This is a genomic window from Paenibacillus sp. FSL R7-0048, assembly GCF_038004505.1.
Taxonomy (GTDB): Bacteria; Bacillota; Bacilli; order Paenibacillales; family Paenibacillaceae; genus Paenibacillus_AQ; species Paenibacillus_AQ odorifer.
Genome location: NZ_JBBORF010000001.1, coordinates 1,733,585 through 1,753,047 on the forward strand (window position 1 = coordinate 1,733,585; position 19,463 = coordinate 1,753,047).

At 45.6% G+C, this 19,463-nt stretch carries 18 protein-coding genes; 6 read left to right on the forward strand and 12 right to left on the reverse strand.

Annotated features, from left to right (window positions below):
- Window positions 1–31 precede the first annotated feature (31 nt).
- The gene (locus tag NSQ91_RS07455; protein WP_076305031.1) at window positions 32–502 is read left to right on the forward strand and encodes a VOC family protein; all 471 of its coding nucleotides are present in this window, start codon (window positions 32–34) and stop codon (window positions 500–502) included.
- Window positions 502–1,200, forward strand: coding sequence for an SDR family oxidoreductase (locus NSQ91_RS07460; protein ID WP_076305032.1), 699 nt, complete (start codon window positions 502–504; stop codon window positions 1,198–1,200). The genes NSQ91_RS07455 and NSQ91_RS07460 overlap by 1 nt, the downstream gene beginning before the upstream one ends.
- 84 nt (window positions 1,201–1,284) lie before the next feature.
- Here the strand turns inward: NSQ91_RS07460 and NSQ91_RS07465 are convergent, their stop codons facing one another.
- The 4 genes from NSQ91_RS07465 to NSQ91_RS07480 all read right to left on the reverse strand — a co-directional run bounded on the left by NSQ91_RS07465 (window position 1,285) and on the right by NSQ91_RS07480 (window position 6,072).
- Window positions 1,285–2,292, reverse strand: coding sequence for a FecCD family ABC transporter permease (locus tag NSQ91_RS07465; RefSeq protein WP_076125241.1), 1,008 nt, complete (start codon window positions 2,290–2,292; stop codon window positions 1,285–1,287).
- The gene (locus NSQ91_RS07470) at window positions 2,289–3,296 is read right to left on the reverse strand and encodes a FecCD family ABC transporter permease (protein WP_076185325.1); all 1,008 of its coding nucleotides are present in this window, start codon (window positions 3,294–3,296) and stop codon (window positions 2,289–2,291) included. Before NSQ91_RS07470 ends, NSQ91_RS07465 begins: the two co-directional genes overlap by 4 nt.
- Before the next feature lie 5 nt (window positions 3,297–3,301).
- Window positions 3,302–4,249: an iron-hydroxamate ABC transporter substrate-binding protein gene (locus tag NSQ91_RS07475; RefSeq protein ID WP_076279578.1), complete on the reverse strand. Its 948-nt coding sequence runs from the start codon at window positions 4,247–4,249 to the stop codon at window positions 3,302–3,304.
- A 170-nt stretch (window positions 4,250–4,419) separates the two neighbouring features.
- Window positions 4,420–6,072: a helix-turn-helix domain-containing protein gene (locus tag NSQ91_RS07480; protein WP_076305033.1), complete on the reverse strand. Its 1,653-nt coding sequence runs from the start codon at window positions 6,070–6,072 to the stop codon at window positions 4,420–4,422.
- A 223-nt stretch (window positions 6,073–6,295) separates the two neighbouring features.
- Between NSQ91_RS07480 and NSQ91_RS07485 the strand changes: the two genes are divergently transcribed.
- On the forward strand, window positions 6,296–7,129 hold the full coding sequence (locus tag NSQ91_RS07485) for a metallophosphoesterase family protein (RefSeq protein ID WP_076125230.1): 834 nt from the start codon (window positions 6,296–6,298) through the stop codon (window positions 7,127–7,129).
- 180 nt (window positions 7,130–7,309) lie between these two features.
- Window positions 7,310–8,377: a serine hydrolase domain-containing protein gene (locus NSQ91_RS07490; protein WP_076193439.1), complete on the forward strand. Its 1,068-nt coding sequence runs from the start codon at window positions 7,310–7,312 to the stop codon at window positions 8,375–8,377.
- 52 nt (window positions 8,378–8,429) lie between these two features.
- Here the strand turns inward: NSQ91_RS07490 and NSQ91_RS07495 are convergent, their stop codons facing one another.
- Window positions 8,430–9,707, reverse strand: a complete 1,278-nt coding sequence (locus NSQ91_RS07495) for a helix-turn-helix transcriptional regulator (RefSeq protein ID WP_076305034.1) — start codon at window positions 9,705–9,707, stop codon at window positions 8,430–8,432.
- A gap of 110 nt (window positions 9,708–9,817) precedes the next feature.
- Between NSQ91_RS07495 and NSQ91_RS07500 the strand changes: the two genes are divergently transcribed.
- The gene (locus tag NSQ91_RS07500) at window positions 9,818–12,082 is read left to right on the forward strand and encodes a glycoside hydrolase family 3 C-terminal domain-containing protein (protein ID WP_340917200.1); all 2,265 of its coding nucleotides are present in this window, start codon (window positions 9,818–9,820) and stop codon (window positions 12,080–12,082) included.
- A 106-nt stretch (window positions 12,083–12,188) separates the two neighbouring features.
- Here NSQ91_RS07500 and NSQ91_RS07505 read toward each other — a convergent pair whose 3' ends face one another.
- Both NSQ91_RS07505 and NSQ91_RS07510 read right to left on the reverse strand, forming a co-directional pair.
- Complete coding sequence (locus NSQ91_RS07505; protein WP_076279583.1) at window positions 12,189–13,397, reverse strand: MFS transporter; 1,209 nt, start codon at window positions 13,395–13,397, stop codon at window positions 12,189–12,191.
- Between the two features lie 119 nt (window positions 13,398–13,516).
- The gene (locus tag NSQ91_RS07510; RefSeq protein WP_256716042.1) at window positions 13,517–14,692 is read right to left on the reverse strand and encodes a serine hydrolase domain-containing protein; all 1,176 of its coding nucleotides are present in this window, start codon (window positions 14,690–14,692) and stop codon (window positions 13,517–13,519) included.
- A gap of 172 nt (window positions 14,693–14,864) precedes the next feature.
- Here NSQ91_RS07510 and NSQ91_RS07515 point away from each other — a divergent pair, with 172 nt between their 5' ends.
- Window positions 14,865–15,323, forward strand: a complete 459-nt coding sequence (locus NSQ91_RS07515) for an Lrp/AsnC family transcriptional regulator (protein WP_076185318.1) — start codon at window positions 14,865–14,867, stop codon at window positions 15,321–15,323.
- A 126-nt stretch (window positions 15,324–15,449) separates the two neighbouring features.
- Here NSQ91_RS07515 and NSQ91_RS31985 read toward each other — a convergent pair whose 3' ends face one another.
- The 5 genes from NSQ91_RS31985 to NSQ91_RS07535 form a co-directional block, all read right to left on the reverse strand.
- On the reverse strand, window positions 15,450–15,644 hold the full coding sequence (locus NSQ91_RS31985) for a helix-turn-helix domain-containing protein (protein ID WP_076193432.1): 195 nt from the start codon (window positions 15,642–15,644) through the stop codon (window positions 15,450–15,452).
- A 235-nt stretch (window positions 15,645–15,879) separates the two neighbouring features.
- Window positions 15,880–16,797 (reverse strand): sensor histidine kinase, encoded by a 918-nt coding sequence (locus NSQ91_RS07520; RefSeq protein ID WP_256716586.1) that lies wholly within the window; start codon window positions 16,795–16,797, stop codon window positions 15,880–15,882.
- A 20-nt stretch (window positions 16,798–16,817) separates the two neighbouring features.
- On the reverse strand, window positions 16,818–17,579 hold the full coding sequence (locus tag NSQ91_RS07525) for an ABC transporter permease (protein ID WP_076141190.1): 762 nt from the start codon (window positions 17,577–17,579) through the stop codon (window positions 16,818–16,820).
- Window positions 17,572–18,495, reverse strand: a complete 924-nt coding sequence (locus tag NSQ91_RS07530; protein WP_076305036.1) for an ABC transporter ATP-binding protein — start codon at window positions 18,493–18,495, stop codon at window positions 17,572–17,574. Before NSQ91_RS07530 ends, NSQ91_RS07525 begins: the two co-directional genes overlap by 8 nt.
- An 82-nt stretch (window positions 18,496–18,577) precedes the next feature.
- Window positions 18,578–19,270 carry a response regulator transcription factor gene (locus NSQ91_RS07535; RefSeq protein WP_076125214.1) on the reverse strand — a complete coding sequence of 231 codons (693 nt, stop codon included), beginning with the start codon at window positions 19,268–19,270 and terminating at the stop codon, window positions 18,578–18,580.
- Window positions 19,271–19,463: the final 193 nt, after the last annotated feature.

The following is a 19,463-nucleotide window of genomic DNA, read 5'->3' on the forward strand; positions in this document are numbered from 1 at the left end:
GGACTTGTCAGAGAAATGGGAGGTAGGGTACATGTCAGGATGGCTGGGGAATCATTTTGTTACGCAGATTGGAATTTTGGTGAATGATGTTGAAAAGGTAAGCACGGCTTATGCGGAGTTTTTTGGACTGGAAAAGCCCGAAATTATCGTTACAGATACAGAAGATCAGGCGCAGACTCGGTATAATGGCGAGGCGACGGTGGCGCGGGGGAAGTTGGCTTTTTTTGATATGGGCCCCCTGCAGCTTGAACTGATTGAGCCAGACCAGCAGCCCAGCACATGGCGTGATTATTTGAATGAACATGGTGAGGGACCTCATCATATTGCTTTTGTGGTTGAAGGAATGAAGGAGAAGATTATGCTGCTCGAAGGCAAAGGGTTCCCACTCCAGCAAAAGGGCGAGTATACCGGGGGGCGTTATGCTTATATGGACACGTTCAAGGAGTTAAAGGTGATTGTGGAGCTGCTGGAGAACGATAAAGATAAAGGAGAGGATGTATAGTGAATATTCTAATTACTGGTGCCGGACGTGGACTAGGTTATGAGCTGGCGGCTGAGGCATTGAAGCGGGGGCATGGAGTCATTGCCGGGGTTCGCCGTCCCGATCAGGAACAAACAGCACTATCTCAGCTCGCTGCGACCTACGGGGAGAAGCTGACTGTGGCCCAGCTGGACGTGACGGATGAAGAAGGAATCGCGGCACTTGCTGCAAATCTGCAAGGACAAGGCCGGACGCTTGGTGCCATTATCAATAATGCGGCCGTACTGACTGCAAGGGACACACAGATTGAAGAGCTGGATTTCCAAGATATGCTTACCACGATGGATATTAATCTTTATGGACCGATGCGAGTGGTTAAGCATTTCTTGCCGCTACTCACTGAACCCGAGCTTTCGATCATCAACATATCGTCGGAAGCAGGCAGCATTACTAATGCTTATTCCGGAGACTATCCTTATTCCATCTCCAAAACGGCACTTAATATGTTCTCACAGCAGCTGCATGTATATTTAAAAGAACGCGGGGTACAAGTACTCGGCGTACATCCCGGCTGGATGCATACGGATATGGGCGGGGCAGAGGCGCCAACGAATCCAACCCAAAGTGCTGAGGGCATCATGGACTTGATCGAGAAGCGGACTATACCGGAAGGTCAATTCATGTTTGTAGACTATACGGGTAAGGATATGAAGATTTAATAATGAGTGTTCTAACTAAAAGAGGTAACTCAATAGCCATTCATGGCTTCTGAGTTACCTCTTTTTGATTTTCTATATGCTTATTTATTTCTTAATCAATAAATAAGCGAAATAAGGTACGCCGATCAACGCTACCATGATCCCAGCCGGGATGCCATCAGGGGAGACGAGATTGCGGCCAACGGTGTCCGCGATCAGAAGCAACCAGCCACCCAGCAATACTGCGACGGGAATAAACATCTGATTGCGCGGACCGACCAACGATTTCGCAATATGTGGTGCCATCAATCCGATAAAAGCGATTCCACCTGTTACGGATACCGCGGAGGCGGCAGCTGCGACGGCGACAAGAATCAGGACGATACGTTCGCGCTCCAGATTCAGACCGACACCAATGGCTGATACCTCACTTAGACTGAGCAGATTGAGTCGCAGCGATTTGTACAGGGTAAAGGGAACTAGCAGCAATAACCAAGGCAGTAAAGCCCAGATGAAGGGCCAATCTGTACCCCAAATATTCCCGGCAATCCATTTTGCGATAAAATCAACTTTGGCACGATCTGCGGATGAAATGATTACGATCATAACTCCCGACAGCGCTAGGGAAAATCCGACCCCGACCAAAACTAGCCGAATAGGATCAAGCCCTCTAGTCCGACTATATGAAAAAAGATAAATTAATGCTGCCGTAATTATAGCCCCTATAAAAGCAACCAGCGGCAACGCATAAATGAAGGTTCCAACGCTAACCGGGAAATAGAGAAAAAATACAGCGACAGCCACACCTGCCCCGGAGTTAATCCCAATAATACCGGGGTCTGCTAGATCGTTTCGGGTAACACTTTGCAGAATCGACCCAGATAAGGCCAAGGCCATTCCTGCCAGTAGCGTAATTAGAATACGTGGCAGTCTCACAGAAAATAATACAAAGTCCTCTTTAAAGGTTCCATGACCGAAGAGAACGGGAAGCAGCCTGTCAAAAGACAGGGAAGAGTAGCCGATTCCCATACTGGCAATAGCCGTAAGCAGGATCAGTCCGGTGCATACCCACAGGATAAGACGTTGTTTTCGTACTGGAGCAGAGGAAATCATGAGAGTGTTTGACCTCCTTTACGAACAACGAACAAAAAGAAAGGCAGTCCTAGCATAGCCACGACAGCAACTATCGGCGTTTCATAAGGGGCATGGATTGTACGTCCAATGGTATCTGCAAGTAGCATGAAGGATGCCCCAGTGAATACTGAAATCGGCAGAATATAGCGGTAGTCGGTGCCGACTATTTTGCGGACAATATGCGGAATCATTAGCCCTACAAAAGCCATGTCCCCAATTAGAGCGACCGATGCGCCAGTCAGCAGAATAATGAGCGTGAACAGAATCCCTTTAACCAAAACAAGGTTTTGTCCTAATCCGATCGCTACCTCGTCACTCAAGCTAAGAATAGTCAGCTGGTTAGAAAATATTAATGCCACCACGATCCCGATGAGGATCACAGGTGCAATGGCCTGAAGCTGGCCCCAAGTTGTGCCGATAAGCCCACCGGCAGTCCACATGGATACATCTTTGGATATCTTGAAGGCAATGCTGACACCACTTGCGATAGCATATAGGAATGCAGATACCGCAGCACCAGCGAGTACGATACGGATCGGAGACAAGCCACCTTGGCGCACGGAGCCGAGAATAAGAACCAGAACGGCTCCCAGAGCAGCGCCGAAGAAGCAAGCAATCATGGTGCCAAAATAGTTCAGCCCCGGCATAAATACGAAGGTAAGCGCCAGTGCCATATTAGCTCCTGAAGTTAACCCCAGCAGGCCGGGATCGGCTAACGGATTGCGCGTAACGCCTTGCATAATAGCACCGGATACGGCAAAGGCGGCGCCGATCAGCATGGCGGCCAGTTCACGCGGCAGCCTGATCTCACGAAGAATGAGGACATTGTCTGCCGTTGAACTTGAAGTGATGGCAAGCCACAGATCATGGAGGGTGGTTTCTTTAGCCCCGAATAACATCGCGATCACGAGGCAAATAACCATTACCAGCACGCTACCAAGCAGCTTATAAAAGAATGGAATGGAAGTTTGCTTCGTAGTCATCTTTATTATTTTCCTAGAAAGCTTTTTTCAAAGAATTCCAGTTGATATTCTAAGCTAAGCGGATCGTTAAAATAGAATGCTTTGGCATCAGCTTCGTAAACATGATTATTTTTGACAGCAGGGATGCTTTTGTAGATTTCTGTATCCTGGAAGGAATTATCTTCATCCGCATTTTTACTAAAAATAACGTAATCGCCTAGATAATCCTTCAGCACTTCTGTTGAGAGGGCCACGTAACCATCTGTTTTGGTGCCTTCCTTTACTGTCTCCGGCATACCGAGCTTGAAGTCCCCATAGAGGAGTTCAGTTCCGCGGCCAAAGTTATACCCGTATACATACAATTGCTTATTGAAGGTTTCAATGACAGAGACAGTTGCATCCTCGCCGATCTTCGCTCTGATTTCCTCACCCGCTTTTTTGGTGCGGGCACTAAAGTCATCTACCCAAGCTTGGGCTTCTTTTTCTTTGTTCACCAATTTGCCGACTTCCAGCTGTTGGGTTAAGTAATCAACTTTATTATAAGTATAAGTAACCGTTGGTGCGATTTGCTTGAATTTATCGATGTTCTTAATATCGGAGAGACCGATAATCAGATCCGGCTGCAGCTCAATGATCTTCTCCAGACTTTCATCACTTACAGCTTCTACATCTTTCAATTGCTCTTCAAAGCGAGGATTGGTTTTGGACATTTCATCTACGCCTACAACAGGTACACCTAGAGCCATAACATTACCTGTTAAAAATCGAGTGAGGACAACGACACGCTGAGGATGTGTCGGAACTTCAACAGGTCCATTTTCCGATTCATAAGTAAAAGTCGCACTTTCTGACTCCGCAGCAGGAGCCGAGGATGGGCTGTTTGTAGGACTAACCTCATTCTTCGCCTGATTTCCCCCACAAGCACTAAGGGTAAGCCCTAAAATAAGTACAAACGGAATAAATATCTTTCTCATTTAAATAATTCTCCCCTTTTAATGACTATGTTTCCGTGAATAATTCCATTATTTAATGAATCCCAGGCTGCGCCATAGATTGATTATGAGAATCATTCGCATTTGTAATCATTATAGGGATCACTTATGTGCCTAACCATGCCTTTTTGTTGGAAAAAAGACTTGGACTATTATTGGCCTTCGAATAATGCAACCGCACGTCCAAGCTGCAAACGAATGGAAACTGGATTATAAGGCACCCATTCATCCAGATTAAGCAGATGGATCTTCTTGTTCTGTACAGCAGAAAGCTGGTTCCAATAAGAGGAGTGGAAGATTTCTTCACTGTGTGCAGTGGAGCCTTTTGCGTCTGGAAATACAGTGACTAACAATCGGTCACCGGCATAAGCCTCCAGCTCAGAGACGTCAATCACAAGGGAATGAAACTGGTCGCCGAGTTTATTTATTTGATCCTCAATCAAGGCAGGAGCCTTGAGACCTAGCGATTGATAGATCACATACCCAACATTTCTTGCCCCGTATACGAATAGTCCATCTGGTTTAATGACCAGAAGGGTTACAATCTCGTTAGCCACCGCGCTTTGCTGCACCACGGCCCGAGCTTCCAGCTCCTCTTGTTCAAAATCGTCCAGCCACTGCTCAGCACGTTCGCTACGGTGAATGGCACGGCCGATCAAGCGCAAGTGGTCTTTCCATCCTAGTTCCTGCCAAGAGATTTTAACAATAGGAGCGACCGCCCGCAGCTGCTCAGCGTTCAAGCCGAATTCTTCCAGATGTTGTGTGGCTGCAATAAGCAATTCAATGTTTGCTTCCAGTAATAACGCTTTTATCTGCTCAGCCGAGCTGTTCGTATGGATGAATTTCATAGACTGTGGTGGTTCCTGATCAGAAAGATTTAAATACTCGCTGCTCTCTGAAATGGTAACTGTAGGTTCCAGGCCAAGCAGCAGCAAATGACTGGCATAGGGAGTGAGCATCACCGCTACACGTTGGAAAGGGATAAGATTGTAGCCTGAAGGAGATGCGCCGGTCTGCTGCTTAAAGCGCCGACTAAGATAAAACTCATCCTTGTAGCCCACCTTTAAAGCAATTTCTCTTAGTGTGCTTGAACTATTAAGCAGTAGTTCCTTCGCTCTGTGAACTCTCAACCTGGACAGATATTCATTAGGGGTAAAGCCCGTGAATTGTTTGAATAGCGTTGAATAATGTGAACCGCTCACACCCGCAATTGCAGCTAATTGTTCACGTGATATTTTTTCGCTGAAGTGATTCTCTAAGTATGTGATACTGCGTTCCATTGAGGGCTGCTCACTCACTTCAAATCTTGTTTCCTGCTGCTCCAGCAATTGAAGAAGGATCTGATGGAACAGGATCTGGTTCTGTACATGACGTATTTCACGATCTGGCAACCGGTGAAGATACAATTCCTTCATATTAGATACAATGGCTGGTTCATGAGGAAACAACAGCATATTTGAATTGGATGTCAGTTGGCTTGTCCGCGTCATAGCACTGGAGGGCAGTGCTCGTGTCTGTTCTTGAATCCGGATTGAAAGCTTATAAGCATGAAGCGGCTGCTGGCGATTTGTAATTAGAGAGGCGTAAGTATTCTCGGGGAGAAGGACGACAATGCCTTCCATTAGCTCATAAGTCTGATGATTGACCTCAAGCATACCCTTGCCAGCAGCAATAGCTAGTAGGACGGTTGAATGCTCATGAATCTGAAGTCTTGGCAGATTTGAGGTTCCATACATCGACTGAATACTATCAGCGGTATATAAAGGGAAATGGGACTCCGCCCATTCTGGGACTACGTTATTCAAATCTTAAGCCTCCGTTACCTATAATTCTATGAATGGTATTATATTCTTCACTTCTATGGGACTAATTATAACATCTCTCGTTTGGGACAAGCCGCATAAATGACCACAAAGTAGAAGAGAAACTAATCTCCTAGATGAATCCATTGGTCCAAGAGTCCCTAAGGTCAAGCGAATATAAATACTACTATGATCCTTCATCCATTTTAAAAGAGGTGAATCTAAGATGAAAAGACAGGTGAAACCTAGTAGGAAAAGAAGACCTGCCTCCAGACTGCAGCCTAAACGTAGTTTAATTCTTAAAGCAAAAGCGCAAATCATTAACTTTGCGGTTATTGGTGATAGTCATGTGGGGTATGGAAACAGCTCAAGCATTTTTAGTAATCTTTTGCCTAAAGCTGTGAATAACGGGAATAAGAGATTTGTTATTTTTGGAGGAGATAATACGCAAGCGGGAGCTAATCATGGAAATAATGCGAATGCTTACTACAAGGACTTCAAGGATACGGTAACAAGCACGCTTGGGAGTATTCCTTATAAAGCATCTATAGGAAATTGGGAGGCAAGCACACAGTCCTTATTCACACAATATTTAGGTGCTGTTGAAGGTCAAATGAATTTTCCGGGTACGCAGGGGAAGGTCAAGTATGTATGGCTTAATTGTGCGCTTGGACGGTTTACTCCGGGTAGTATAAATTTGTTGAGAAATTTAGATGATAGTTTTTATTATATTATAGATTTTCATTGGCCTCTCAAAGTAAGTGGGATTACGGTGGACCCAACCCATGTATTAAGCGCATCGGAGACGAATAAGTTTTTTTCATCCATTCCTACAAAAGTGAGAGATAAGGTGTTAGCTATTTTTACGCATCATGGACATCTGTTTTACCGAAAGCTTAGTAATATATATCCCGGTTACAACAAAACTAAATTTTTCGTATGTGGATGTTCTGGGGAATATAAATGCAAAACAAATGGTGATCGGGGTTATTACAATGCCACATTATCCATCAACGGGACAACATTTAATGTAGATGCTTTTAAGGTAGCGGTAATTTAGTGAAAACTAAGCTGAAGCTGATTTTCGGGAGAAACCGGGGTCAGCTTTAGTTTTTTTAGCAAATAGTTAATAGAAACTCAACAATCCAGTCACAGGATAATAGTAAGCTAGCAGGATTATTTAATATATTTGTATAATAGTTTATATATGTATTAAATGAATCATATTGGAGGGCTACCGATGAGAGGGTTAGTATTTAATTCTTTAGAACAGGCGGGTGTCTCGGCTTTTGGTGTGGAGCGTATTCGTACAGCAGCCGCACAAATGGTTGAAGACAATATCACACCTGCGCAAGTTATTGTTGCTGCGAGAAAGGGGACGCTGCTGGTCCATCAAGCGAATGGAAAATTCGGACCTGAAGCAGACGCAGCAGATTTAACAGCGGATGCTATATTTCCACTCTGTTCCATCACAAAACTATTTACTGCAACCGCTATTATGATGTTAGTGGAACAAGGGAAAGTGGGCCTAAATAGGCCGGTTTCTGATTACATCCCCGAATTTACAGGGGAGAACAAAACAAAAGTATGCGTACATCATTTGTTGACACATACCTCTGGAATTGAGGTTAATGGCGGTTATGATGCACCACTAAGCCACGAGCCAGGTACTGTGATGTCTTACTGTGGATATGGTTATGAGCTGTTGGGTGAAATTATACGGCGAGTTAGTGGACAAGCTTATGATGTATTCGTAAAGGAAACCATTTTTAAACCGCTTGGAATGGAAAATACATATTATCGTGTGCCAATGGAAGTGCGGAACAGAGTAGTTAGACGTGCCCCTGAGGCAGCATGCGCGGAATGGGTAGACAGCGAATACAATTTGAATTCTGTATCTGCGGGGGGCGGCGCTTACTCAACGGCTATGGATTTGGCTGTTTTTGGCCAGATGTTCCTTAACGGCGGAATTTATAACGGAGTACGATTGCTTAGTCCGGTAACAGTAAAAGAAATGACCCGCAATCAAATTCCGGGCGTATCCTCACAATATAGAGACGAAGTTTTCCCTGAAGCATACTGGGGGTACGGATGGGCGATTAATGGCACGAAGCGTGACGGTGGAGATCTGCTCTCTGCAGATGCCTATTCACACTGGGGAGCGGCAGGTCCTTTCCTCTGTGTGGATCCGATTTATCAGACAGTGACGGTTCATTTATCCGTAGAGCTGGATCACCAGAAGCCATTTAAAAATATGTATGTTGATTACTTCAACAATACTGTTCTTGCAGCAATCACAGAGCTGTGATGTCGGCTGCTATTTTCATATCCATTTTGAATTTTTGTTGTGTCTACTTTTCTTAAAGTGTGTTTTCCCTATTTGTTCTAAATTGTTTAGGGGTGATTCCGGTATATTTCTTAAACACTTTGGTAAAGTAGCTCTGATCATTAAAATGTAGGCGTGAGGCGATGTCCGATAAGCTTATCTCTGGAACTTCTATTAGTCGTTTTGCCTCTTCAATCCGCTCCAATTGAATAAAATCGCTGATGGTGATGCCGGTCTCCTGCTTAAATAATAGGGAGAGATAACTTCTATTTAATCCTGCAACCTCAGCCAGTCTATCTAAGGAAAGTTCCTCATATAGGTGATTGAAAATATAGTTCTGACAGAGAGCCACGGTGCGCGACAGTTTCGCCATCCGGCTCTCTTTGACATGGTCTGCGAAATCGCAAAGGGCATTAAGAACGGCATGATCTACAGCGGGAATATCTTTTAGTTCTTCGATATGCTGGATATGAAAGTCGCTTAGGGTATAAGAAATTTCCCAGTACAGCCCTCCATCTATAGCTGCACGTGTAGCGAGTGTAATACAAGAGATTGCCAGATTCTTTTTGTTACGTAATTGGCTCCTTTTAGAGAGAAGCCCGTAACTCTCTTCAGAGAACGAAGCTTGAACGCGTAGCAGCTCAGTTTTATTGCCTTTTTTGACATAGTGAAAGAGATTTTTTTCTAGCATAGGCTCGTGGTGCAGCCACGTATTCTCACGGCGATAAGAAATATCCAAATCCAAACTGCCTGAGGGCAGTTGTTTATAGGCAAGAATGCGGGAGTCCAGCAGCAGTTCGCTAAGGGTCAAGGTTTTTCCAGTAACGAGCGAGTATAGCAGCATAGCGGTATGGTATAGTCTCATTTTATTTAACACGGTCAGGCTGCGGTAATATTTAAGCCATAGCTCCTGAAACTTAAGCGGAACTTCATGATCGCGCATCAGACTTGCCACGTTATCCTCCGTAGGTTGAGCATACAATGAAGGGCCAATCACAATGCTTCCCCCGTTACTGTTGTCTGAGGGTAGATGGAGAATAATGTAATTCTCCAGAAAATTTGTGGTACGAACGATTGGTACGGTAGAAGTCGGTCCATTGCCATTAGAGTTGTTCTCACGATTAGAAGATTTAGTAATTTCAGAAAGTGGCTCATTAAGGTTATGAACCCAAGGGGCGCATTCGAATGAGGAAGGCATAGCAAATTCAATTTCCCGATTGGCGTCGAGCAGGAACACGGGAATTTGCTGTGACTCATACATCACTTTACAGATATACTGGACTCTTTCCTTATCCTCCAAATGATCTAACATTTTATGACCTCCTCGCCCAACAATAATACCAAAAACACGATAATAATGCCATAAATCAAGCATGAAGTATATTAAAATGGGGATAGTATACATTCAGAGGAGGCATTTTTATGAAAACCAAAATTCATGAACTCATATCACAATTGACCCTTGAGGAGAAAGCGGGACTCTGTTCAGGGCTTGATTTCTGGCATACCAAGGGGATTGAACGACTCGGAATCCCTTCTTTGATGGTAACGGACGGACCCCATGGTTTACGCAAGCAAAAAGAGAGTGCCGATCACCTCGGGCTTCATAACAGTGTTCCCGCAACTTGTTTTCCTTCAGCAGCAGGGTTGGCTTCTTCGTGGGATCGGGAACTTATTGAGCGAGTGGGGAAGGCGCTTGGTAAGGAGTGCCAGGCAGAAAACGTTGCGGATCTGTTGGGACCGGGGACGAATATTAAACGCTCTCCACTGAACGGTCGTAACTTTGAATATTTCTCGGAAGACCCGTATCTCTCTGCGGAGATGGGGGGGAATCATATCAAAGGTGTGCAAAGCGAAGGAGTCGGAACCTCGCTTAAGCATTTTGCCGCCAATAATCAGGAACACCGGAGAATGTCGGTAGATGCCGTTATTGATGAACGGACGCTGCGGGAGATTTATCTGGCTAGCTTTGAAGGTGCAGTTAAGAACAGTCAACCTTGGAGCGTAATGTGTTCTTACAACCGGGTTAACGGTGAATACGCTTCTGAGAGTGAAACGCTTCTAACGCGGATTCTTAGAGATGAATGGGGTTTCGAAGGATTTGTAGTTTCGGATTGGGGTGCGGTCAATGAGCGGGTGAAGGCGCTGCAAGCAGGGCTGGAGCTGGAAATGCCGTCAACGGGAGGACTTGGCGATGCCAAGATTGTCGCAGCGGTGAAAAGTGGGGAACTAGCTGAAGAAACGTTAGACCTTGCGGTGGAGCGGCTGCTCACTTTTATTTTTAAGGCGGTAGACAACCGTAAAGATAATAGTTCATTTAATGCTGAAGAGCATCACCAACTGGCACGGAAAGTGGCGCGGGAAAGCATGGTGCTTCTTAGAAATGAGGAGGAAGTTCTACCCTTATCTAAACAAGGTACTATTGCGATCATTGGGGAATTTGCTAAAAATCCGCGTTATCAAGGTGGGGGAAGCTCGCATGTGAATCCAACTCAATTGGATGATGCTTTTGAAGAGATGAGAGGTCTTGCGGGGTCTGCCGAGCTGCTATATGCCCAAGGATATGAACTGGAGCATGATGAGATTAATGAGGTTTTGCTGCAAGAGGCACGAGAAACAGCGGCAAAAGGTGATGTAGCGGTGTTGTTCCTTGGACTGCCGGATAATTATGAGTCAGAGGGTTATGATCGCAGCCACTTGTCTCTTCCAGAGAGCCATAAAGCGCTGATCGATGTGGTGGCTGAGGTGCAGATTAATATCGTTGTTGTACTCAGTAATGGCTCACCTGTAGAGATGCCTTGGATTCATAAAACAAAAGGAGTCCTTGAGGGTTATCTAGGTGGGCAGGCGTTTGGGGGGGCCGTAGCAGATTTACTGTTTGGAGAGGTCAGCCCAAGCGGTAAACTGGCAGAGACGTTCCCCATGAAGCTGAGCGACAATCCATCCTTTCTTAATTTCCCGGGGGAAGGGGATAAGGTAGAGTATAAGGAAGGTTTGTTCGTAGGTTATCGTTATTATGATAAAAAAGAGATAAAACCGCTGTTTCCTTTCGGCTTTGGTCTCAGCTACACAGAGTTTCAATATAGTAATTTAACAATTTCCAAGAGCAGCATAAAGGACACCGAGACTGTTCAGGTTAAGGCTACCGTTAAAAATACGGGCACTCGCGCAGGAAAAGAAATCGTTCAGCTCTATGTTAGTGATGTGGAGAGCAGCGTGATCCGTCCACTGAAGGAACTAAAAGGCTTCAAGAAGCTAGAGCTTCAGCCTGAAGAAGAGCAGGAGGTAACCTTTGAGTTAGATAAACGCTCCTTTGCTTATTACAACGTTAACATTGGTGATTGGCATGTGGAAAGTGGAAATTTTGAAATTGCTATTGGCTCATCATCGCGGGATATTCGTCTGACAACTTGTATCGGAGTAGAATCGACCATTCCGCTTACGATGCGTTATCATCGGAATAGTACTATTGGTGATTTGCTGGATAATCCACGGACAGCGGAAAAAGTGAAGAAATTCAGCAGTGTTTTTGGCTTAGAAGGTGCGATGGATGATAACCCGGAAATGTACATGGCGATGATGAAATATATGCCGCTGCGGGCAATGATCGGTTTCGGCCAAGGGAAATACACGGAAGAAGATTTAGCCAAGGATCTGCAAGAATTTAATACATTGGCTACTAAGTAGAAGTAAGCCAGTGGCACATATTAGTCCTATCTAATATGTGCCACTGGCCTTATTTGTGTAAATTTCTTGTCTGGATACCGTTACCCATTAACTCGATAGGTGTGCCTCAACGTTTCCTTGAAGGAAATCCGTAATCTTTAGCGCGCCACGCTACTAGCAGCGCAAGAATCAATAGTATAAACATTACCCACGGGAAGGAGCGGACACCAAGTGTTTCAATAAGAATTCCGCCTATCACTCCGCCACCGCCAATAGCTAGGTTCCATGCCGTCACCAGCATCGATTGGGCCACATCTGCACTTTCGCCAGCGGTTTCGGCAACGGCTGTCTGTAGCAAAGTAGCTGCTCCTCCGAACGTCAACCCCCATACACCAACCACTAAATAGATCACTATGGGCTGGCTGCTACTAATGCCTAGTACAATGGATGACAAGGCAAAAGCAGCTAGGCTGATCAGAACCAATGGACGCAGTTTGCGGTCGATCAAAATACCGATGACCCAGATGCCAACAAGCGCTGTAATGCCGAAAACAAGCAACACCAAGTCAACCCGCTGGGTTAGCCCGGCCTGAGTAAGATAGGGGGCAATATAGGTATACAAGATGTTGTGTGCTAGTACCCATACCAGAACGACAAACAATACCGGCCGTACCCCCGGAATAACAAAAACCTTGTAGAGAGGGAGCCGTTTTTCAGGGGCTTCTCCTGGATAGTCCGGTAGCTTCCAAAATACCCAAGCGATCAGCATGAGAGCTAATAGCGACATGAACCCGAAGATAGAGCGCCAGCCTACAAGGGTGCCAAGAAGGGTTCCAGCAGGGACACCGAGTGCCAGAGCGAGAGGTGTGCCAACCATCGCTACCGCCATTGCTCGTCCCTTGAGTGACTCCGGCACCATGCGCCGGGCGTAACCTGCTATCATGCCCCATAAGACTCCAGCGGATACGCCGGCGAAGAACCGAGCTGTTAGCGTAAGTATATAATTGGAAGAAAAAGTGGTGACGGTGTTGAATATGAGAAAACCAAGGATGCACATTAGTAGCAGTGGTCGCCGCCGCCATCCACGCGTCACGGTAGTTAAGGGAATCGCGGCCAACAGGGAACCAAGAGCATACAAAGTGACAAGTTGACCGGCAAGGGCCTCGGAGACACCAAGCCCCTCACCTATTTGGAGCAACAAGCCTGCCGGAATCGTTTCGGTAAGAATACAGATAAACCCCGTCATAGCTAAGGCGAGTAATCCAGCCCATGGCAGACGTTCAGAAGAGGGAGTGCTGGGGGCACTTTGTGTGGCAGAAGATGTGTTTTGGCTCATAGAGAAGCCCCTCTCTTATATAATTTTAGCAAACTCAATGATATAGACGACGAATAGGGTCTACTGGACAGAGAGCCTAGGCTGGTTCATTCCGGACCCAGGCTTCTTGTGTTCATGCTCTATTTATTACGTCTATCATAAATGGCATCACAAAGGTCTACAGTAAACTGACCCGACATGCCTTCCAATGCGGTATTAGTGAAAGCGACGACACTGAGGCGTTGCTTGGGATCTACGAACCACGAATGACCATAAGTCCCCCCCATGCGCCAAGTACCCGGAGATTCTGGAGTGTCTGCGGCGACAGGATCCTTTAGTACCGTGATGCCTAGGCCAAAGCCTCGTCCTGGCCAGAAGGCCATTGGCAGATCACCGATCTGGTTGGTCGTCATATCGTGAACCAGTGACTCCGGTAGCAGCGGCGCTCCGCCCTTACGTAATGTTTCCAGCAGTTGCAAAAAATCTCCGGCGCTGCCGACCATGCCAGCTCCTCCAGAAGGATAGGCAGTAGTGTCAAGTGCTCGGCTAGGGGCAAGCAGGAACCCAGCCGTTCCCTCCACAAAGGCAATACTGTCAGGATCAAGTAAGGGCCGTGGCTCTGGAGTATCATTGGCATAGGAAGTGGCCAGCCGTTCTCGATCGACTGCAATAAAACCCGTGTCGCTCATGCCAAGCGGCTTGGTCACGAGTGAATGTACAGCCTCACTGAGCGGTGTTTCTGTGACCTTTGCAATTACTGCTCCCAGCACATCTGTCGCGATGGAATATTTCCACTCGGTACCTGGCGTATAAAGGAGGGGGACAGAGGCAAGACGGCGCAGGTTCTCTTCCAATGTGATGCCGGACTGATCCATACCATCTGATACCCCTGCTGACTGATAGGAACCCTTCTCTTCTTGGAAAAATCGGTAAGACAGGCCCGCGGTGTGCGTCATCAAATGACGAATCGTCAAGGAAGCGAACTCGCCATTCTGCAAACGCGGCTGAAACTCTGGAAGCCAACGATCAACGCGGTCGTCCAGTTGTAGACGACCTTGCGCAACTAATACTAGGGCTGCCGTTGAAACGATAGGTTTAGTAACTGAAGCGAGCCGGAATAAGGCATCTTCTCGCATAAGTCGGCCTAGCTCGCGGTCGGCAAAACCGGCAGCACGGCTATAAACCAGTTCCCCATCTAACGCCATTTTAATGACAGCACCGACCAAGCGCTTGTCAGCGAGGGTTCGATCGATTACTCTATCGATGCGACCTGATAAACATTCTGTAATTATTTTATTTGAATCCAATATACTCAACGGTCTTCATCCCTTCGGAATAGTTAAAGCCAAGAACACTTTACTATTGTAGGGTTATTATATATAACAAGTTATCTTGATTACATAAGGCAACTAAGCTAAATTAGCTTTATAACGGTTAATTACAATCTAGTTAATATAGAAAACCTTAATTTTAAAGGAGGCGATTTTGATGGACCATGTTGATAAGCAAATTCTTTTCCATCTTCAAAATCAAGCAAGAATTTCTATGACAGAGCTGGGGAAATGTGTCGGGTTATCGCAACCTGCGGTTACGGAGAGAGTTAGGCGTATGGAGGAAAAAGGCATCATCAGCGAATATCGCACCATAATTTCTCCTGAAAAGATTGGGAAACAAGCAGCTGCCTACATGTTATTTCATTCTAGGGATTGTAATGCATTCCTTGATTTCTGCCGCTCAAGTCCTGATGTCGTCGAATGTTACCGTATAAGTGGGGAACACAACTACTTATTGAAGGTAGTAACCGACTCTACACGAGCCCTCGAGGAGTTCGGAAATCAATGTGATAAATACGGTACTTACACGATTCTGATCGTGATGTCATCACCAATCGATCATAAATTTCTTATACCCTCGCTTGAAGAAGCAAGCCTAAACTTGCTGAGTTAGATTTTAAACATAATCCGTTAGCCTGTCGTAACAAGAAAAAAAGACTCTTCTATATAAATAGAGGAGTCTTTTTGGTTTAGATATTGTAATAAAAATGATTGCAGCTGCTCCTTTTTCGTAGATACATCATGGACTTTCTATCTTATAAGTCTGGCGGTATTTTAGTGGAGAAAGCCCGGTGATTTCCTTAAATACCCGACCAAAGTGAGTCATATTATCAAATCCAACATTTTCAGCTATCTTGGCTACTTTAAAGGCAGTATTGATTAACAAGGCACGAGCTTCCTGGTGGCGATAAATATAAATAAGCAGCTCAAACATAAGTGTTTTTAAATAGAATTCATAGCCGGGAGGTTGCTTCGTAAATTCAGAGACCCTTTTATTGAATAGTTTCTCGATAAAGTTTTGTTCAGAACCATGAACCTGAACGGGTGGGAGATCAGTTCGAAGAAGTCCGGAAAAACCTGCAGGCCATTGGCTATCGGGAATGGGCTACCTTCGATAAATGGGTTAGAACAATGGTTAGTCTAGACCAACTATAAAATGAATTAAGTAGCTAAGCTAATGCAGCATCGCCTAGTTTCCAACGGCAGGTCATTATCAGCTTCTCACCCTCCAGTTCGGCTGTCAGCGTGCCACCCATTTTATTCATTAGACTTTTGGCGATGGAGAGTCCCAGCCCGGAAGCTTGAGAAGATCGGGTACGGTCTGCGGTATAGAATCGGTCAAATAAGAGGTTAATATCGCTTCCGACTAGTTCCTTCGCATCGTTTACAATTGTTAAGTCAGCTGTTTCCTGCTGTCGTTCGAAACGGATTTCTACATACCCGGTCGCATGTTTGACCGTATTGACAAGTAAATTTTCGACAACTCTCCGCACAGCGGATTCATCGGCGTATACGGATACATCTTCTTCAGGTAGCCGTATATCCGGTGTAATATTGCGTTCGTTGAAAGAATCGTAAAATCCGACCAGAATTTCCGAGAGCAGGGCCGTCATCCCAAGCTTTTCCGTATGTAGAGGATAATCTAGCGATTCGATCAAGGAAAGCTCAAAAAAATCATTCAGCAGCGCCTGCAGCCGTTTCGTCCGATTTTTAACGATGGCAACATATTCAAGCTTTTCATCAGGGGTAATAGACTCATCCTCCAACAGTTGAATATAACCGAAGATGGAGGTGAGGGGTGTACGGATATCATGTGAAATATTCGCCACAGCCTGACGGAATTCTTGTTCGACACGTTTTCGCTGGGCGTCCGCTTCGACGATTAAATCAGATTGACGATTGATTTGTCCTGCAAGCGCCTCAAGCTTCTGGTCGAATAGAGCCACATCAATTTTTTTACCGGTTGCTCGCTCATTGTAGGTATGCAATTGCCCTGTTATCCGCCCTAGCTCTCGCCTTAACATTAATAAACGGAAAAGCAGGAGAGCTCCTGCCACAAACAATATGATTGTCAGAATAAGCAACACTCTCCTGCACCCCCCATTTGCTATTTGATCTCTTTTCGGTGGAATACGAGAATACCGAGTACCCCGGAAACGGCTATTGTCAACAACGGCACGAGTAGAAGTGCTGGCCAATCTCCACTGTCGATACTGGGCTTACCGATATCGCTCACCCGTTTGAAGATGGAATAATCGTACAAATTACTAAAGAAAGAGATCTTCGAACCTATACTAGCCAAAACTGTATCGATCATAAGGAAGAAAATCATTGAGAAGCCGATAGTTTTGCCGCTGTCGGTTAGGATTACGGTGAACAGCGCCCCGATGGCTGCGTAACCAGCCGTGTACAATAACGTTAGCCCGAGGGCTCGCGGTATAAAAAGTGTAGTGCTTCCTTCCGGCAGATGACCGAAACCCGAAAGCAGCGTGACTTCGACTGTGCTGACAATAGGAAAGACGAGCGAAATCGCCATGGCTCCAACTGCGAATACGATTAGTTTTGCTGCGAACAGCCGCCCTCTGGTGTTGCCCGAAGAGGCGATCGTCTTCATGACCCCTGTGGAATATTCGTTAGAGATAAAGAATCCAGCCAGAATGGCTACGCCGAATTTAATAATGTAGGCATTGCTTGAAATAAAGGTAGTCAGAAATTCAGCGCCGGTGATCTGAGGTTCCCCATTGGACCGATGATCAAAATAATATAGCAAAGGGTACGCAAGCGAGAGGACGGAAAGTGCCAATAGAAAAGTCCAAAATGATCTATTCTTACGGAGCTTGAAAAACTCCACTCTGATCAGATTATACATTTGGGTTCCCCCCAATCCGCTTTGTAAAATAACTTTCCAAGTCTTCACCCATAGGCATAAACTTCTCGATCTCGAGGCCCGCAGAGAATAAAGCAGTTGATACTTTGCCTGGCTGCTCAATACGGCTATACAACTTGATGGTTCCATCCTGCATCACTTCGAAATCGGCCGTACCCAGCTCGTTCTGAATGACGGCTGTTGCTTTGCCCGGATCATCCACTTTGATAAATAAATACTGCTGACATTTCTCGTTTAATTCCTCCACAGTGAGTTGTTCAAGCAACTGACCGTGATGAATAATGCCATAATGACTTGCCATTAAATGCAGCTCACTTAGAATATGACTTGAGATCATTATCGTAATGCCTAGCTCACGGTTTAGTCGCTTGAGCAGTTCGCGCATTTCGACGACACCCATCGGATCCAACCCATTAGTTGGCTCGTCCAGAATCAGAAATTCTGGATCTCCCAGTAAGGCGATGGCAAGACCTAACCGCTGCTTCATTCCAAGTGAGAAATTTTTGGCTTTCTTCTTTCCGGCGCCCTGCAGTCCAACTTGCTCTAGCATTCTAGGAACACAATCTTTGCCGGGAATACCACGTAGAATCCGGTTTGCTTCTAAATTTTCACTCGCAGTCATATGGGGGAATAAAGCGGGGCTCTCGATAATCGAGCCGATTCGCTTACGAGCCTGGATCAGGGCTTGCTCTTCACTGGCTCCGAACAGCTCGATCGTCCCCTCAGTCGGAAAAGCAAGTCCGGTCACAATCCGGATTAATGTTGATTTTCCGGCTCCATTTTGTCCAATAAAACCATAAATAGAGCCTTTACGGATTGACAAATTGACTTTGTCCAGCGCTGTATGGCCCTTGAACTTTTTGGATAGCTGATTTGTTTTTAATACATACTCGTACATCTCGTCTTGGCCTCCTTTTCGTGATAGACCAAGTATAGAATTGAAAACATAAGAAGAGCTAAAGCCAAATCTTAAGAATGTCTTAAGGCTTGAGCCGATAACCTATGCCCCATACCGTCTCGATAAATTCGCTTCCTGGTGCGGCCTTGGTTAGCTTGCTGCGCAAATTGCTCATATGGACATTGACCGTATTATCGTCCCCGTAATATGGCTCGTGCCAGACTCTTTCATACAAATTCGCTTTCGTAAACACCTTTTTGGGGGCTGACAAAAGTAACGAGAGAATTTCAAACTCTAGAGCTGTGAGCGTCAGTTCCACACCATTTGCCGTAATCGACATCGCCTCTCGATGAAGTACAAGACCCTGATGCTGGAGCACGTTAGGCAAAGCCGATTGCGTAATCCGCGAATACAAACGCAGATGAGAATCGATCCGTGCAGAGACTTCCTCAACGTCGAAGGGTTTCGTAATGAAATCATCCGCCCCCGCCCGCAGGGCAGACACCTTGGTCTGGGGCTCACCCTTGGCAGAAATGATAATTACCGACATATCATCCCGCCCGGCAATCTTCTCAAGTAGTTCCTCACCCGACATGCCTGGCAGCATCAGATCCAGTAGCAGCATGCTCCATTGACGTTGCTCCAGATAGAGAAGTGCCTCCGTTCCCGAGTAAGCAGGTTGGGGAATATAGCCGCTTTTCTTGATAATGTTGCACAGCAATCGGTTGATGTCGCTGTCGTCCTCAGCAACAAGAATATGTATCGGGTTATTCATTTAATCTCCTTTTTTTACCTGAAATAGGTCGTTGTTCGGATGAATGCCTATTAAATAGGATAGCAGGTTTTAGATTCTGTATCCAGATCCAGCCAATTTCTGCATTTTGGTTATTCAGATCTATATCACCGATTCTCGTGAGTTCATTTTTATATAAGAAAGAGACTCTTCTATTTAAATAGAGGAGTCCCTT

Coding starts and splice junctions, on each gene's coding strand:
- NSQ91_RS07455 (WP_076305031.1), top strand. CDS start 32: ATGTCAGGATGGCTGGGGAATCATTTTGTTACGCAGATTGGAATTTTG.
- NSQ91_RS07465 (WP_076125241.1), bottom strand. CDS start 2,292: ATGATTTCCTCTGCTCCAGTACGAAAACAACGTCTTATCCTGTGGGTA.
- NSQ91_RS07470 (WP_076185325.1), bottom strand. CDS start 3,296: ATGACTACGAAGCAAACTTCCATTCCATTCTTTTATAAGCTGCTTGGT.
- NSQ91_RS07475 (WP_076279578.1), bottom strand. CDS start 4,249: ATGAGAAAGATATTTATTCCGTTTGTACTTATTTTAGGGCTTACCCTT.
- NSQ91_RS07485 (WP_076125230.1), top strand. CDS start 6,296: ATGAAAAGACAGGTGAAACCTAGTAGGAAAAGAAGACCTGCCTCCAGA.
- NSQ91_RS07490 (WP_076193439.1), top strand. CDS start 7,310: ATGAGAGGGTTAGTATTTAATTCTTTAGAACAGGCGGGTGTCTCGGCT.
- NSQ91_RS07495 (WP_076305034.1), bottom strand. CDS start 9,707: ATGTTAGATCATTTGGAGGATAAGGAAAGAGTCCAGTATATCTGTAAA.
- NSQ91_RS07500 (WP_340917200.1), top strand. CDS start 9,818: ATGAAAACCAAAATTCATGAACTCATATCACAATTGACCCTTGAGGAG.
- NSQ91_RS07505 (WP_076279583.1), bottom strand. CDS start 13,397: ATGAGCCAAAACACATCTTCTGCCACACAAAGTGCCCCCAGCACTCCC.
- NSQ91_RS07515 (WP_076185318.1), top strand. CDS start 14,865: ATGGACCATGTTGATAAGCAAATTCTTTTCCATCTTCAAAATCAAGCA.
- NSQ91_RS31985 (WP_076193432.1), bottom strand. CDS start 15,644: ATGTTTGAGCTGCTTATTTATATTTATCGCCACCAGGAAGCTCGTGCC.
- NSQ91_RS07525 (WP_076141190.1), bottom strand. CDS start 17,579: ATGTATAATCTGATCAGAGTGGAGTTTTTCAAGCTCCGTAAGAATAGA.
- NSQ91_RS07530 (WP_076305036.1), bottom strand. CDS start 18,495: ATGTACGAGTATGTATTAAAAACAAATCAGCTATCCAAAAAGTTCAAG.
- NSQ91_RS07535 (WP_076125214.1), bottom strand. CDS start 19,270: ATGAATAACCCGATACATATTCTTGTTGCTGAGGACGACAGCGACATC.